The following is a 15,264-nucleotide window of genomic DNA, read 5'->3' on the forward strand; positions in this document are numbered from 1 at the left end:
ACGAGCATGGCCACGGAAACCGCCGCACGAGGCGGAAAGCACTCATGAAGGAGTATCCGTGGATCTGCACCTGTCCGGCCGGGTCGCGGTCGTCACCGGCGCGTCGAAGGGCATCGGACTGGCCGTCGTCGGCACGCTCGCGAGGGAGGGAGCGCGGGTCATCGCCGTATCCCGGAAGCTCACCCCAGAACTGGCCGCCCTGCTGGGCGCCACTGTCGTCCACGCGCCCGCGGACCTGATGGACCCGAGCGCGCCGGGCGAGGTGGTGGCACGTGCGGCCGAGGAGTTCGGTGGTCTGGACATTCTCGTGAACAACGCGGGCGGACCGCCACCGGGCGCGACCCTGCCGAGATTCTCGTTCCTCACGCCCACCGACGACGACTGGCGGGCGATGTTCGAGTTCAATCTCTTCGCGGTGGTGCGCGCGGTGCGCGCGGCGGTGCCGCTGCTGCTGGAACGCGGTGGCGGCACGATCGTCAACATCTCGTCCACCTCGGCACGGCAGCCGGGTGCGCTGAACGCCGACTACGCGGCGGCCAAGGCGGGCATGAACACGCTCGGCAAGGCGCTGTCGGAGGAGTTCGGACCGCAGGGCATCCGGGTGAACACCGTGTCGCCGGGCCCGGTGCGCACGGCGTGGTGGACGGAGCAGGGCGGCGCGGCGGACGTGATCGCGGCGCACGCGGGCAGTGACCGCGACAGCGTGCTCACCACGCTGGCTCCGCAGATGATGCGGCTGACGACGGGCCGCCTCGCCGCCCCGCAGCAGGTCGCCGACGTGGTGGCACTGCTCGCCTCCCCGCTGTCGGCGAACACCACCGGAGCCGAGTTCGTGGTGGACTCCGGCTTCCTCAAGGAGCTGTAGCCCAGAGCTCCCCAATGCCACATTTGTTCCACTCAACGGAGCGAATGCGGCATTCGCTCCATCCAGTGGAGCGAATGCCGCATTGGGGAGCTTCTAGGGGTCCACCCAGCCGTGGGAGTGGGCGAGCTGGACCAGGCGCTGCCGGATGGCGAGGATCTGCTCCGCGGTCACGCCCGGCGCCGCGTCGAGCAGTACCTCGGTGACCTCGGCGAGATACTCCCCCACGGTCAGCACGTCGTAGCCGTCCTCGTCGTCCCGGTCGGAGACGGGACCCGCCTCGGCACCGGCACGGCCCACCATCCGGACCCGCGAGGCCTTCAGGCCCCGGTCGCCGTCCTCGACCTCGAACTCTACCAGCGCACCGGGCGTCAGCAGGCGCTTGTCGAAGTCGAGGTCGTTGACGTGGACGAACACGTCCTCACCACCGGCGTCGGGGGCCACGAACCCGTAGCCCTTCGACTCGTCGAACCGGATGACCTTGCCCGTGACCACTTCCCGAACCCGCCTCCACCAGCCGGCGCCTGACAACGTCCCACACCCTACCGGCCCCGGCCCGTGCCGCTTGAGACGTCGCATCCGACAGCGAATACTCTGGATCGAGTATTTGACGCGGGGTAGTCACCGGGAGCCGTGATGGCGGGGCGCACGAGGTCCAATCCACTGGCACTGGCGGTGCTGTGCCTGCTGACCGAGCGCCCGATGCACCCGTACGAGATCTCCAGCACGCTGCGGGAACGACACAAAGAGGCGAGCATCAAGCTCAACTACGGGTCCCTGTACTCGGTGGTCGACTCCCTGCAGCGGCGCGGCCTCATCGCGCCGCAGGAGACCGTGCGGGAAGGCCGCAGGCCCGAGCGCACCGTCTACACCATCACCGAGTCCGGCATCACCGAGATGACCGACTGGCTGAGCGACCTGCTGGCCCGCCCCGCCCAGGAGTTCACGCGGTTCGAGGCCGCGCTATCCCTCATGCCGATCCTCTCGCCCGGCGAGGTGCTGCGGCTGCTGGAGATCCGCCTCCGTTCGCTGCGTGCGCAGGAAACCGCCTACGAGGCCACCTTCGGCGGCGCACCCGGCGCCTTCCCCCGGCTGTTCCTCATCGAGCTGGAGTTCAAGGCCCGCCTGCTGCGCGCCGAGATCGAGTTCGTCGACGCGCTCGCCGACGAGCTGCGCTCCGGCACCTTCGAGGGCATCAAGCTCTGGCGGCGCATGCACGAGCTGCGCCTGGCCGGCACCAGCCCCGAGCGGATCGAGCAGCTGCTCACCGAGGAGTTCAGGGAGGAGATGAGCTGGCTCACTGAGCTGACTGACCGAGGGTGACGGCTCCCGGCCGCGGTGCGGCAACACCACGGCCGGGAACCGTCCGACACACCCGAGCCACCGCGCTCGCGAGAACCCGGCGCTCGAGGCATGCCCGCACCCGCCAGCGTAGCTCCCGGGATCGCACGCGCGACGGCTCCTTCCACCTGGCACACCAGAAGGAGCACATCGTGTCCACCACAGCAGCGAGACGGGCCGCCATCGAGGCCGCCGATCTCGTCAGGACCTACGGCAAGGGCGACAAGGCCGTGCGCGCGCTCTCCGGCGTCGGCTTCACGGTGCCCTCAGGAGCCGTGTTCGGCCTGCTCGGCCCCAACGGGGCGGGCAAGTCGACCACCGTCAAGATCCTGACCACCCTCGCCGAACCCGACTCCGGCCACGCCACCGTCGCGGGCCTCGACGTGCGGCGCGAGCCACGCCGCGTGCGCCACGCCATCGGTTACGTCTCGCAGAAGCCCAGCTTCGACCCGGTGGCCACCGGCCGCGAGAACCTGGTGCTGCAGGGCCGGGTCTACGGCCTGTCCCGCCTGGACGCGCGCGCACGCGCGGCGGAGCTGCTGACCCGCTTCGGTCTCGGCGACGCGGCCGACCGGCTCACCGGCACGTGGTCCGGCGGCATGCAGCGCAAGCTCGACGTGGCGATGGGGCTCATCCACCGGCCCAGCGTGCTGTTCCTCGACGAGCCCACCACCGGGCTCGACCCCGAGGCGCGCGCCGGCATGTGGGCCGAGATCGCCCGGCTCGCCGGCGACGACGGGCTGACCGTCCTGCTCACCACGCACTACCTGGAGGAGGCCGACCAGCTCGCGTCACGGCTGGTGATCGTCGACGCGGGCCGGGTGGTCGCCGAGGGCTCGCCAGGGGAGCTGAAGAGCGCGCTGCAGGGTGACAGTGTCGCCGTCGAGCTGGGCGCCGGTGACCTCGTGGACCGCGCGCGGCAGGCCGTGCGGGCGGTGCCCGGCGTCGGCGACGTCGACCTCGACGGCACCACGCTGCGGGCCCGTGTGCGCGACGGCGCCGCCGTGTTGCCGGGCGTGCTGGCCGCGCTCGACGCCGCAGGCATCAGGCCCGCTGCCGTCAGCGTGGCCCGTCCCTCGCTCGACGACGTCTACCTGCGGCACGCCGGGCGCGCGTTCCGCGAGGCCGACCAGGCCGAGGGGGTGCTGGTGTGACCACCTTCGTCACGCACTCGGGGCTGTTGACCCTGCGCTCGCTGCGCTCACTGCTGCGCATGCCCGCGTACCTGCTGTTCACGCTCGTCCAGCCGATGGTGTGGCTGCTGCTGTTCGGCCAGCTGTTCCAGCGCGTGGCCGAGCTGCCCGGTTTCGGCGGCGGTTCCTACCTGGAGTACCTGACGCCCGGCGTCATCGTGATGACCGCGATGATGTCGGCGGGCTGGAACGGCACGTCGTTCATCCAGGACATGGAGCGCGGCGTGATGGACCGCAACCTCACCTCGCCGGTGAGCCGCGGCGCGCTCATCAGCGGCTCCCTCGCCTACCAGGCCGTCACCACGGTGGTGCAGTCGCTGATCGTCTTCGCCGTCGGGCTGGCCGCCGGTGCCCGGTACGCGGGCGGGCCCGCCGGCGTGCTCGTGGTGCTGCTGTGCTCGGTGCTGCTCGCGCTGATCTTCGCCGCGTTGTCGGACGCGCTGGCGCTGCTGTTCCGCCAGCAGGAGGCGCTGATCGGCGTGTCACAGTTCCTCACCCTGCCGCTGGCGTTCCTTTCGTCGGTGATGATGGCGCCCGCCGTGATGCCCGGCTGGGTCGGCGACGTCGCGCGGTTCAACCCGGTGGACTGGGCAGCCGTCGCGAGCAGGCAGGCGCTCTCCGCCGACCCCGACTGGGCCGCCGTGTTCGGCAGGGCAGGGCTGCTGACCGCCGTGGCCGTGCTGTTCGGCTGGCTCGCCTCGCGGGCGTTTCGCGCCTACCAGCGCTCCGCCTGATCGGGCGCCGCCCGGCCCGGCGCGCCCCGGGCCGGGCGGGCCGCGCCACTCGGGCCCGATGCGCGACGATGGGCCGATGCGACGTGAACTCGTCATCCTCAGGCACGCGAAGTCGGACTGGCCCGAAGGCGTCCCCGACGAGCAGCGCCCGCTCGCGCCGCGCGGCCATCGCGACGCCCCGGCCGCGGGACGGTGGCTGCGCGAGCACGTGCCCGCCTTCGATCTGGTGCTGTGCTCGCCCGCCACCCGGGCGCGGCAGACCTGGCAGCTCGTGCGCACCGAGCTCGGCGGCGACCCGGAGCTGCGGCAGGACGAGCGGCTCTACGGGGCGACGCTGACAACGCTCACGAGCGTGGTGCGGGAGCTGCCCGACGAGGCCGGCACCGTGCTGCTGGTGGGCCACAACCCCGGGCTGGAGGACCTGGTGACCGCGCTCTCCGGTGAGGAGTGCGAACTCAGGACCGCCTCGATCGCGGTGCTCACCGGTTCCGGCTCGTGGGCGGGCGTCACGCCGGGCTGGGCGAGCCTGGACCACACCGCCAAACCCCGCGGATGAAGTCCGGCCTACCCCGCGAGTCCTGCGTCCAGGCCCGCGAGTCCTGCGCTCAGGCCCGCGAGTTCTGCGTTCAGACGGCGAACACGCCGACGGCGTCGTAGGCGTGCCAGGAACCCTCCGCCTTGCCCAGCGTCAGCGTGTTCTCCCCGGCCCGCAAGGCGGCGGCAGGCAGTGCCAGCTCCACAACGGACGGACGCAGCGGCGTGCCGGGCAAGGTCGCGTCGCCCTGCAGGGAGCCCTTCGTGGCGCCCTTCTCCAGCTCCACCTCGGCGACCGGCGTCCCGTTGCACGTCACGGCGAGCCTGCCGGGGATGCTGGCGTGCGTGTCGATGAGCCACACGGCCAGCGCGAGGTCCGCGGCGGGCTGCTCGGCGAGCCGGAACCGGAAGCGGAAGGTGTGGGCCTTGCTGCCCGCCCACCGGTCGGCGGGGCCGGGGTGCAGATACGGCCAGTCGGTACCCGGGCTGCTGACACCGTCCACGTAGTCGGCACCGTCGCCGAACCGGGCCGAGTACTGCTGGTAGCCGGCCGGCGCGAGCGCCAGCTCCAGACTCCGCAGGTCGAACGACCCGATCACCGCCACGGGCGTGCCGCTGACCGTCACCGACTCCACCGACTCCGCCCGCAGTGCCGCCGACGGCGGGCTCTGCTCGCCGGAGGCGTCGACGGTGACGATGCGGTAGTGCCAGGTCTGGCCGCGCGGGCCGAGCCCGTCGTGCCGGAACCGGCCGTAGACGGTCTTGCCGAGCAGGGTCGAGGGCCCGGGCTCGAACCAGGGGTCGGGCGAGCCGTGCACCGCGAAGTGGTCGACGAGCGGCCGGTATGACCTCGCGTGCCAGCTCACCTCGATCCAGGCGATCCCGGACGTCGCCGTGAGCCGCGCCGCCGGGCGCGGGCTGGGTCCGGCCAGTGTGTTCATCACACCTCCCGCTCGAGGCCGGGTCTGCCCGCCTCGGTGACGAAACGCGCGACCGTCGACACGGGAGCCGCGTCGTCGCGCTGGATGTAGTCCACGACCTTGAACTCCGACACCAGCGCCTCGGGACCCATCCGGCACAGCACGTAGCCCCGGCGCCCGTCGTAGAACTTCACGTGCGGGTTCGCCAGCCACAGCCCCGTGTAGCCGTCCGTGGGAGCGCCGTCGCCGTCGGAGCCGACCGACCCGGTCACCAGCTCGGTGCCGATCGTCGCCGATGCGGGGTCGGTGAAGTCGGCCTTGAGCTCGGCCGCCACATGCCGGTGGATGTCGCCGGTGAACACGAGCAGGTTGTCCACGCCGTGACGCTGGACGGCGCCGAGCAACCGGTCGCGGTTGGCGGTGAAGCCGTCCCACTGGTCCATGCTGAACGTGGTGCCCGGCCCGGTGTCGCGGTCGATGCGGGCCAGCACCACCTGCTGCACCAGCACGTTCCACAGCGCGCCGGAACGCCGCAGGCCGTCGACGAGCCAGCGTTCCTGCTCGGCGCCCAGGATCGAGCGGCGCGGATCGGTGTGCTCGCCGCCCGCGGTGGTGTCGGAGGGCACGTCGTCGCGGTACTGCCGGGTGTCGAGCACGTTGAACTCGGCCAGCCTGCCCCACGGTGTCCTGCGGTAGAGCCGCATGTCCGGTCCGCGCGGCAGAGCTGCCCTGCGCAGCGGCATGTTCTCGTAGTAGGCGCGGTAGGCGACGGCCCTGCGGCGCTCGAAGTCCTCCGGGGAGATGCCGTAACGGGAGTGTTCGGCGGCGTAGTTGTTCTGCACCTCGTGGTCGTCCCAGGTGACGATCCACGGCGCGAGGGCGTGCGCCCGTTGCAGGTGCGGATCGGTCTTGAACAGCGCGTAGCGCAGCCGGTACTGCTCCAGCGTCTGCACGTCGGCGTCGTGGGCGGGGCCCACCGTGACGCCTTCGCGCCACAGGTTCGCCGCGTTGATGGCGTACTCGTAGATGTAGTCGCCGAGGAAGAACACCAGTTCCGGCTCGTCTGCCACGAGATGCCGGTAGGCGGTGAAGTGCCCGTGGTACCACGCCTGGCAGGAGGCCAGCGCGAGCGACAGCTCACCCGGCCGGGCTTCGCGGGCTGGGGCCGTGCGGGTGCGCCCTGGCGGGCTGAGGTGACCGCCCGCGCGGAAGCGGTAGAAGTACTCGCGGCCAGGCCGCAGGCCCGCCACCTCCGGGTGGACCGAGTGGGCCAGCTCTGCGGTGGCCACCGCATGGCCACGCCGCACGACGCGGGAGAAGCGCTCGTCCTCGGCCACCTCGTACTCGACCGTGACCGGACGCCGGGGCATGCCGCCGTGCCCGTCGGCGGCCAGCGGCTCCGGCGCCAGGCGGGTCCAGAGCACGATGCTGTGCGACTCCGGGTCGCCGGAGGCGATGCCGAGGCCGAAGGGATCGGACGGCAGCCGCCCGCCTGGCCGCGGGGCGGCCGTGGCCTCGCCGGTGCCGAGGGCCAGCGCGGCGGCGCTCACCCCCGCGAGGCCGAGAAAGGACCGCCTGCCGATGCCGCTTCTGTCGTCGTCGCCGGACATGGGCGTCAGCCTTGCCGACGATCATGAGCAGCAGGTGAATCCCCGTGGTCGCCCGGATGCACACCCCGTGCCCCCGCGAACGCAGAACTCGCGGGCACGAGCGCAGGACTCGCGGGCAGGAGCGCAGGACTCGCGGGCTCAGGCGGGGATGCGCTCCGGACGGCACAGGAACATCACGGGACGGCGGCCGATGCGCGTCAGCACCACACTGGCCTCGCCCTGCCCCCGCGGTTTGAGCCTGCGGCGCAGCGCGTTCGGGTCGATGTCGAGTCCCCGTACCAGGATCTCCACGCGCCCCACGTCGTGCCTGCGCAGGTACGCCCGCAGCGCCTTCTCGCTGTAGCCGTCGAACTCCCGCACCCGGAACGCCCGCACGCCCGGCGGCGGGGTGTCCCCGGTGAGGTAGGCGATCCGCTCGTCGAGCTGCCACAGGCCGTGCCGCGCCGCGTAGTGCCGCACCAGCCCGGCCCGCACCACCGCGCCGTCCGGGTCGACGATCCACTCCCCCGGCTCGCCGACCGGCACGTCGTCCGGCTCCGCGTCGGTGACCGTCCACTGTGTTCCGTCCGAGCGCAGCACGGTAGCCCGCCGGGTCGCCGACGCCAGGTCCCGGCTCCACAGGCATGCCTCACGCACCTGCCCGTCCAGCGACACGAGCTCGATCTCGGCGGCCCACGGCACGGCCGCGGGGCTGATGCCCGGCGCGCATTTCACGACGAGGTCCCGGCCGGCGTAGACGCGGGCCAGCTCGTCGAGCGAGGGCACGAAGTCCTGCGGCCGCCAGGTGCGGCGGCCCATGGAGTCCCTGCGCGCCGGGTCGGCGACCACCACCGCGTCGTGGGTCACCGGACGCAGCGCGTCCGCGCGCACCAGCAGCGGCTCGATCCCTTCCCGGGCACAGTTGTGCCGCGCCATCACCAGCCGCACCTCGTCCACATCGGACCCGACGCACATGCGTGCGGTCCGCGCCAGCGCCACCAGGTCGGCACCCACCGAGCAGGTCACATCGTGCACGTCCCGCCCGGCCAGCCGCCTCGCACGGTGTGCGGCGACCGGCGCGGCGCTGGCCTGCTGCGCCGCGTCTCCGGTGAACAGCCAGCCGCGCGCGCCGGGCAGCCTCGCCTCCGCCTTCCGGCGCAGCATCACCGTCTCCAGCACGGCGGCGTAGCGCTCGCCGACCACCCGCCGCGCGGTGGCGACGTCGGTGAGCCTGCTCGCGTCCGTCAACGGCAGCGCGTCACAGGCGGCGGTGGCCCGCTCGCCCTGCTCCGACCGCAGGAACGCGACATCGTCGAGCGAGAAGGCGTAGGGCAACTACAGTTCCGCGGGCTCGGGCGGCTTCGTGCCGGTGATCATGACGTTGTAGAACAGCTGCCTCGGCAGCACCCTGGTGAGCACCTTCTTGTCCACAGCGGACAGTCGAAGCCAGAGGTGGTAGGCGAACAGCCGCCACCGCACCGTGAGCTTCTCCTGCGGCACCGCGGCCTCGAACGTGCGGATCGGCCAGCCTGCCAGCGCGGCGCTGAACTCCTCGGTGACGGCGCGAACGTCGACAGCGCCGGCGCGCAACGCCGTCCGTTCCAGGTCGGCGGGGTCGAACGTGTGCAGGTCCACGACGGCCTCCAGGGCGGCGGCCCGTGAGGACTCGTCCAGCTCATCCTGCGGCCTGCGCCAGCCCCGCAGCGCGGGCAGCCTGGTGACGTTGGTGGTGAGCCACCACGTCAGCTGGCCCAGCTTGCGCGCGTAGAGGTCACCGATCTTGGTGGGTTCCCCTGCGAAGACGAACCGCCCGCCGGGCTTGAGCACGCGCAGCACCTCCCGCAGCGCCGCGGGCACGTCGGGGATGTGATGCAGCACCGCGTGGCCCACGACGAGGTCGAAGGTGTTGTCGTCGTAGGGAATGCGCTCGGCGTCGGCGACCCGGCCGTCCACGTCGAGGCCGAGGTTGCGGGCGTTGCGCAGCGCGACCTCGACCATGCCCGGCGACAGGTCCGTGACCGAGCCCTTCTTGATGACCCCGCCCTGCATGAGGTTGAGCAGGAAGAAGCCGGTGCCACTGCCCAGTTCCATCGCCGTGGCGTAGGGCTGGCCCTCCTCGCCCGCCACCGCGTTGAACACGTCGGTGGCATAGGAGATGCAGCGCTCGTCGTAGGAGATCGACCACTTCTCGTCGTAGGTGCCCGCCTCCCAGTCGTGGTAGAGCACGTTGGCGAGCTTCGGGTCGTCGAAGGCGGCGCGCACCTCCTCCGCGCTGGCGTGCGGGTTCGGCGCGGGGTCGGCTACGTGGGTCACGTCATTTCCCTTCGAAGGTGGCCTTGCCCGGGCCGTTCTCGATGAACGACTGCATGCCCGTGCTCTGGTCCTCGGTGGCCCACAGCGCCGTGAACAGGCTGGTCTCCAGCTTCAGTCCGTTGCGCAGGTCGGTGTCGAGGCCGCCGTCGATGGCGGCCTTGGCGGCCCTGAGCGCCACGGCGGGGCCGTTCGCGAACTGCGCGGCCCACGCGTGCGCGGCGGCGTAGACGTCGTCGGGGGCGACCACCTCGTCGACCAGGCCCATGGCCAGCGCCTCCTCGGCCTTGACGAAGCGGCCGGTGAACACCAGGTCCTTGGCCTTGCTCGGGCCGACGAGCCTGGCGAGCCGCTGCGTGCCGCCCGCGCCGGGAATGATGCCGAGCTGGATCTCGGGCTGGCCGACCTTCACGTTGTCGCCCGCGATCCGGCGGTCGGCGGTGAGCGCGAGCTCCAGCCCGCCGCCGAGCGCGTAGCCGGTGATCGCGGCGACGGTCGGCTTGGGGATCTCGGCGATCGTCGTCAGCGACTGGGACAGCTCCGCACCGAAGGCCGACATCTCGACGTAGGACTTGGCGGCCATCTCCTTGATGTCGGCGCCACCGGCGAAGGTCTTCTCGCCGCCGTAGAGGATCACGGCGCGGACGTCCGCCCGCCCGGCCGCCTCGACGGCGGCCTCGCGCAGCTCGGCCTGCACCTGGTTGTTCAGCGCGTTGACCGGTGGCCGGTCGAGCCTGATGGTGCCGACACCCGCCTCCACGTCGAGACGTACGAACTCGCCCACGTGCGCTCCTCCTCCAGTCAGGGACTACTCGTCAGTAGTGGAACACGTTACCGGCGTCGCGCGAAGAAGCGATCACCCGACCGCTCCAGCAGCAGCTCCTGCCCGAAGGCCGCCGACAGGTTCTCGCTCGTCAGCACGTCGTCGATCAGCCCGGCCGCCACCGACCTGCCCTCCGCCAGCAGCAGCGCGTGGGTGAAGCCGGGTGGGATCTCCTCGACGTGGTGCGTGACCAGGATCATCGCGGGCGCGTCGGGGTCGAGCGCGAGCGCCGACAACCGCGCCACCAGGTCCTCCCTGCCGCCCAGGTCCAGGCCCGCGGCGGGCTCGTCCAGCAGCAGCAGTTCCGGGTCGGTCATGAGCGAGCGCGCGATGAGGGTGCGCTTGCGCTCGCCCTCCGAGAGCGTGCCGTAGCTGCGCAGGGCGAGGTGGCCGATGCCCAACGCGCCCAGCAGTTCGTCGGCGCGGTCGGTGTCGAGTGTGTCGTAGCTCTCCCGCCAGCGGCCCAGCACGGCGTAGCCCGCGGAGACGACCACGTCGCGCACCTTCTCCTCGGGTGGCACCCGCCCGTTGATGGCGGCCGAGGTGAACCCGATGCGGGTACGCAGCTCGAAGACGTCCACCCTGCCGAGGCGCTCCCCCAGCACGTGCACCACACCGGTGGTGGGGTGCAGCTCGGCGGCGGCCAGCCTGAGCAGCGTGGTCTTGCCCGCGCCGTTCGGGCCGAGCACGACCCACCGTTCGTCGAGCTCCACCGACCAGTCGAGGTCGGCCAGCAGCTTGTTGCCGCCGCGCCGCACGCCGACGCCGGACATGTGGACCACGAGATCGTCAAGGTTCTCCGGGACCGCCACCTCATTCACGGGCCCCATTGTCACCGACTCACCTGGCACCGCGACGCATGGCCCCGGCTCACGCGAGCACCACCTTGCCCAGCTCGGCGGGGCTCGCCAGCAGCGAGTGCCGCGGGAGCACCCGCACCGTGTAACCCAGGGCGCCCGCGTGTGGCAGCCGCAGCGCCGCCTCGTACGCGCCCCGGCCCACGGGCCGCATCGGCACGGTCACCACGTCGTGCAGGTCGTCGGTGTCGCCGACCCTGCCGACCACGGCCTGGACGTCCACTTCGGACTCGTCAAGGCCGGCGAGGTCGATGCCGGCGCGCACGCGGATCTCCTTGCCCACCACGAGCGAGTCCGCGCCCTCCACCACCAGCTCGGTGTCGAGCACGCGGACCCGGTTCCACGCCAGGTCGAGCCGCGTGCGGTACTGCGCGAGCGAGCGCGACCCGGCGTAGTTGTCCTCGCTCGCGGCCGCGACCGTCGCGGCGGCGGGCAGGTAGGACGACTCGACGTACTCGCGCACCATCCGCGAGGCCTGCACCCGCGGGCCGAGCGTGCGCAGTGTGTGCCAGATCATGGACAGCCAGCCCCTCGGCACACCGGCCGCGTCGCGGTCGTAGAACAGCGGCGCGATCTGCTGGCCCAGCAGGTCGTACAGCGCGTCGGCCTCCAGGTCGTCCCGCAGCAACGGGTCGGTGACGCCGTCGGCGGTGGGGATGGCCCAGCCGTTGCTGCCGTCGTAGTACTCGTCCCACCAGCCGTCGCGGATCGACAGGTTGAGGCAGCCGTTGAGCGCGGCCTTCATGCCCGAGGTGCCGCATGCCTCCAGCGGCCGCGTCGGGTTGTTCAGCCACACGTCGCAGCCGCGGTAGAGGTAGCGGGCCATCGACATCCCGTAGTCAGGCAGGAACACGATCCGCTCGCGCACGGCGGGGTCGTCCACGAACCGCACGATCTGCTGGATGAGCGCCTTGCCGCCCTCGTCGGCGGGGTGCGACTTGCCCGCCACCACGATCTGGATGGGCCGGTGCTCGTCGAGCAGCAGCGCACGCAGCCGCTCGGGGTTGCGCAGCATCAGGGTGAGCCGCTTGTAGGTCGGCACGCGACGGGCGAAGCCCACCGTCAGCACGTCCGGGTCGAAGATCCGCTCCGTCCAGCCCAGTTCCAGCGCCGAGGCCCCGCGCTGCAGCCACGCGTCGCGAGCCCGGCGGCGCACCTCGGCCACCAGGTTCCCGCGCAGCTCCCTGCGCAGCTTCCACAGTTGCTCGTCGGTGACCCCCTCGGCGATCTTCGACCCGTCGTCGGCGCCGTCGTGGCCCCACTCCTCGTCGGTGCCGCCGAGCAGGGCGCTCATCTCCCTGGCCACCCAGGTGGGGCCGTGCACGCCGTTGGTCACCGACCGGATCGGCACCTCCTCGACGTCGAAGCCGGGCCACAGCCGCGCGAACATGCGCCGCGACACGTGGCCGTGCAACGCGGAGACACCGTTGGAACGCTGCGCCAGCCGCAGGCCCATGTGCGCCATGTTGAACATGCCGGGGTTGTCCTCGGCGCCCAGCGCCAGCACCCGGCGCGGGTCAACGCCCGGCAGCAGCCTTCCGTCGCCGAAGTAGTGCTGCACCAGGTCGACGGGGAACCGGTCGATGCCCGCCGACACGGGGGTGTGCGTGGTGAACACGGTGCCCGCCCGCACCGCCGAGAGCGCCTCGTCGAACGACAGCTCGGAGGTGGCCAGGATCTCCCGCATCCGTTCCAGGCCCAGGAACCCGGCGTGGCCCTCGTTGGTGTGGAACACCTCGGGCTGCGGGTGCCCGGTCAGCTCGCAGTAGCGGCGCACCGCCCGCATCCCGCCGATCCCGGCGAGGATCTCCTGGCGGATGCGATGGTCGGCGTCGCCGCCGTAGAGCCGGTCGGTGACGCCCCGCAGGTCGTCGTCGTTGCCGTCGACGTCGGTGTCGAGCAGCAGCAGCGGCACGCGGCCGACGCTGGCCTTCCAGATCTGCGCGCGCAGGTCCCGGCCGCCGGGCATGGCGACATGCACCACCACCGGCTCGCCGGACGGCTCGGTCACCAGCTCGAGCGGCAGCCCGTCCGGATCGATCACGGGGTAGTGCTCGACCTGCCAGCCGTCCAGCGACAGCGACTGCCGGAAGTACCCCGCCCGGTACAGCGGGCCGACGCCGATGACGGGAACGCCGAGGTCGGAGGCGGCCTTGAGGTGGTCGCCCGCCAGCACGCCGAGGCCACCGGAGTAGTTCGGCAGCGCCTCGTGCACGCCGAACTCCATCGAGAAGTAGGCGACGGCGTCCGGCACCCGCCGCGAGCCGTCGTCGGCCGCTCTGCGCTGGTACCAGCGGGGCTCGGTGAGATAGCGGTCGAGATCCTCGACGGCCCTGCGCGTCCTGGCGAGGAAGTCCTCGTCGGCGGCCAGCTCGTCCAGCCGGTGGGCGGGGATCGCCGTGAGCATGCGCAACGGGTCACGGACGCGCCGGAACAGCGCGTTGTCCATCGACGCGAACAGGTCACGGGTCGGCGGGTGCCAGGTCCAGCGCAGGTTGGTCGCGAGCGCCGTCAAACCTGTCAGCTCCTCTGGCACACGGGCGTGCACGGTGAACCGGCGGACTGCTCTCATGAACAGCGACCCTAGCGAGGAAACCGGATCGGTGATTCCACACGTCCCGGCGAAGATCGATGAGTAGGGTGCCACCCATGAACAGCAGAGGGGGGCTGGGCGCCCGGCGCGCAGGGCTGGTCACCACCGTCGCGGCGCTCGCGGCGCTCGCGGGCGCGTGCGGTACCGAGACGCCGGGCCAGCCACAGACGGCGGGCGACATCGCGGGGCTGCCGGTGACCCACTTCGAGAGCGGGCTCAGGCCCGAGGCGCCGAGGCCACAGCTGGAGGTGCACAACGCCACGTCCACCCAGGAGGACCAGCTGGCCATCGCGGCCATCGCCGACGTGAGCGACTTCTGGGCCGAGCAGCTGCCCGCCCACTTCCAGCAGCGGTTCCAGCCGGTCAAGAAGCTGCTGTCCTACGACCCGAACGAGCCCGAGATCGACGTGTGCGGGGGCACCACGGCCGACGCCGCCATGAACGCGTTCTACTGCCCGCCGGAGGACCTGGTGGCGTGGGACAGGGGCATGCTGCTGCCACTGCTGCGCGAGCGCTTCGGTCCGATGGCCATCGTCACCGTGCTGGGTCACGAGTTCGGGCACGCGATCCAGTACCGGCTCGGCGCCAAGGCGGGCATCGACGAGTCGACCTCCACGATCGTGAAGGAGCAGCAGGCCGACTGCTTCACCGGCGCCTACTTCCGGTGGATCGCCGAGGGCCGGAGCAAGTACTTCACGGTGTCCACGTCGGAGGGCCTCAACCAGGTGCTCGCGTCGATGTTCTTCATCCGCGACGAGGCGGGCCAGTCCGCGCAGGAACAGGGCGCGCACGGCACGGCGTTCGACCGCACCTACGCCTTCCAGCTCGGGTTCGAGCGCAGCGCGAAGGACTGCGCGGGGATCAACCAGGCCAACGTGGACGAACGCATCACCGAGCAGCCCTTCGAGCCGGGCGACACCGGCCAGGGCGACATCGCGATCGACGCGGACAGCGTCGGCCTGCTGCAGCAGAGCCTCGACGAGGCCTTCGCCGGGGCCGAGGTGGAAGCGCCCGAGATCGTGGACGGCGGCGGGGTGTGCCCGAACGGCCCCGCCACCGAGCCCGCGTCGTACTGCCCTTCGGACAACACCGTGAACATCGACCTGGCCGAGCTCGCCGAGCTGGGCCAGCCGGTGGACCGGGAGGCCGAGTTCCGGGGCACCGACTCCGCGGGCGGGCTCGGCGACTTCGCCGCGTTCGCCGAGATCGCCTCGCGTTACGTGCAGGGCATCCAGAAGGGCGTCGGCGCGTCGCTGGACAACGCCAACGCGGGCCTGCGGACGTCGTGCCTCGTCGGCGCGTGGGCGGGCGTGCTCAGCGGACCTGGCAACACGCTGCGGTTGTCGTCCGGCGACCTGGACGAGGCGATCGCCGAGCTGCTGCAGCCGCGCAGCCTGCTCGCGGCCGACGTCAACGGCCGCCCGGTGGCCAGCGGTTTCGCCCGCGTGGAATCCCTGCGGGTCGGCTACCTGGAAGGCTCGGCCTCCTGCACCAGGAACTACGGCTGA

At 71.9% G+C, this 15,264-nt stretch carries 14 protein-coding genes; 6 read left to right on the plus strand and 8 right to left on the minus strand.

The window, feature by feature from the left end; genetic code table 11:
- Positions 1-58 precede the first annotated feature (58 nt).
- Positions 59-865, plus strand: coding sequence for an SDR family NAD(P)-dependent oxidoreductase (locus tag BAY60_RS25665; protein ID WP_112283719.1), 807 nt, complete (start codon positions 59-61; stop codon positions 863-865).
- A 93-nt stretch (positions 866-958) separates the two neighbouring features.
- Here the strand turns inward: BAY60_RS25665 and BAY60_RS25670 are convergent, their stop codons facing one another.
- Positions 959-1,357 (minus strand): cold-shock protein, encoded by a 399-nt coding sequence (locus BAY60_RS25670; RefSeq protein WP_245992811.1) that lies wholly within the window; start codon positions 1,355-1,357, stop codon positions 959-961.
- 141 nt (positions 1,358-1,498) lie between these two features.
- Here BAY60_RS25670 and BAY60_RS25675 point away from each other — a divergent pair, with 141 nt between their 5' ends.
- The 4 genes from BAY60_RS25675 (at position 1,499) to BAY60_RS25690 (ending at position 4,686) form a co-directional block, all read left to right on the plus strand.
- The gene (locus tag BAY60_RS25675) at positions 1,499-2,185 is read left to right on the plus strand and encodes a PadR family transcriptional regulator (protein WP_112283722.1); all 687 of its coding nucleotides are present in this window, start codon (positions 1,499-1,501) and stop codon (positions 2,183-2,185) included.
- 170 nt (positions 2,186-2,355) lie between these two features.
- A complete protein-coding gene (locus BAY60_RS25680) occupies positions 2,356-3,357 on the plus strand; it encodes an ATP-binding cassette domain-containing protein (protein WP_112283724.1) in 1,002 nt (333 codons plus the stop codon).
- A complete protein-coding gene (locus tag BAY60_RS25685) occupies positions 3,354-4,130 on the plus strand; it encodes an ABC transporter permease (RefSeq protein WP_112283726.1) in 777 nt (258 codons plus the stop codon). The genes BAY60_RS25680 and BAY60_RS25685 overlap by 4 nt, the downstream gene beginning before the upstream one ends.
- 76 nt (positions 4,131-4,206) lie before the next feature.
- Positions 4,207-4,686, plus strand: coding sequence for a SixA phosphatase family protein (locus BAY60_RS25690; protein WP_112283727.1), 480 nt, complete (start codon positions 4,207-4,209; stop codon positions 4,684-4,686).
- A 70-nt stretch (positions 4,687-4,756) separates the two neighbouring features.
- On the opposite strand, the gene BAY60_RS25695 is transcribed toward BAY60_RS25690, so the two are convergent.
- From BAY60_RS25695 to glgP, 7 genes are all read right to left on the minus strand, one after another.
- Positions 4,757-5,605, minus strand: a complete 849-nt coding sequence (locus tag BAY60_RS25695) for a polysaccharide lyase family protein (RefSeq protein WP_112283729.1) — start codon at positions 5,603-5,605, stop codon at positions 4,757-4,759.
- Entirely contained in the window at positions 5,605-7,194 is a 1,590-nt protein-coding gene (locus BAY60_RS25700; RefSeq protein WP_112283730.1) for an alkaline phosphatase D family protein, read from the minus strand. Before BAY60_RS25700 ends, BAY60_RS25695 begins: the two co-directional genes overlap by 1 nt.
- A gap of 138 nt (positions 7,195-7,332) precedes the next feature.
- A complete protein-coding gene (locus BAY60_RS25705; protein ID WP_112283732.1) occupies positions 7,333-8,508 on the minus strand; it encodes a class I SAM-dependent methyltransferase in 1,176 nt (391 codons plus the stop codon).
- Entirely contained in the window at positions 8,509-9,486 is a 978-nt protein-coding gene (locus BAY60_RS25710) for a class I SAM-dependent methyltransferase (RefSeq protein ID WP_112283734.1), read from the minus strand.
- Between the two features lies 1 nt (position 9,487).
- A complete protein-coding gene (locus BAY60_RS25715) occupies positions 9,488-10,267 on the minus strand; it encodes an enoyl-CoA hydratase/isomerase family protein (protein WP_112283735.1) in 780 nt (259 codons plus the stop codon).
- 47 nt (positions 10,268-10,314) lie between these two features.
- The gene (locus BAY60_RS25720) at positions 10,315-11,136 is read right to left on the minus strand and encodes an ABC transporter ATP-binding protein (RefSeq protein ID WP_112283737.1); all 822 of its coding nucleotides are present in this window, start codon (positions 11,134-11,136) and stop codon (positions 10,315-10,317) included.
- 40 nt (positions 11,137-11,176) lie between these two features.
- The gene (gene glgP, locus BAY60_RS25725; RefSeq protein ID WP_112283739.1) at positions 11,177-13,735 is read right to left on the minus strand and encodes an alpha-glucan family phosphorylase; all 2,559 of its coding nucleotides are present in this window, start codon (positions 13,733-13,735) and stop codon (positions 11,177-11,179) included.
- A gap of 77 nt (positions 13,736-13,812) precedes the next feature.
- Here glgP and BAY60_RS25730 point away from each other — a divergent pair, with 77 nt between their 5' ends.
- A complete protein-coding gene (locus tag BAY60_RS25730; RefSeq protein ID WP_112283741.1) occupies positions 13,813-15,264 on the plus strand; it encodes a neutral zinc metallopeptidase in 1,452 nt (483 codons plus the stop codon).

Source organism: Prauserella muralis, from assembly GCF_003202285.1.
In the GTDB taxonomy this organism is placed as follows: Bacteria; Actinomycetota; Actinomycetes; order Mycobacteriales; family Pseudonocardiaceae; genus Prauserella_B; species Prauserella_B muralis.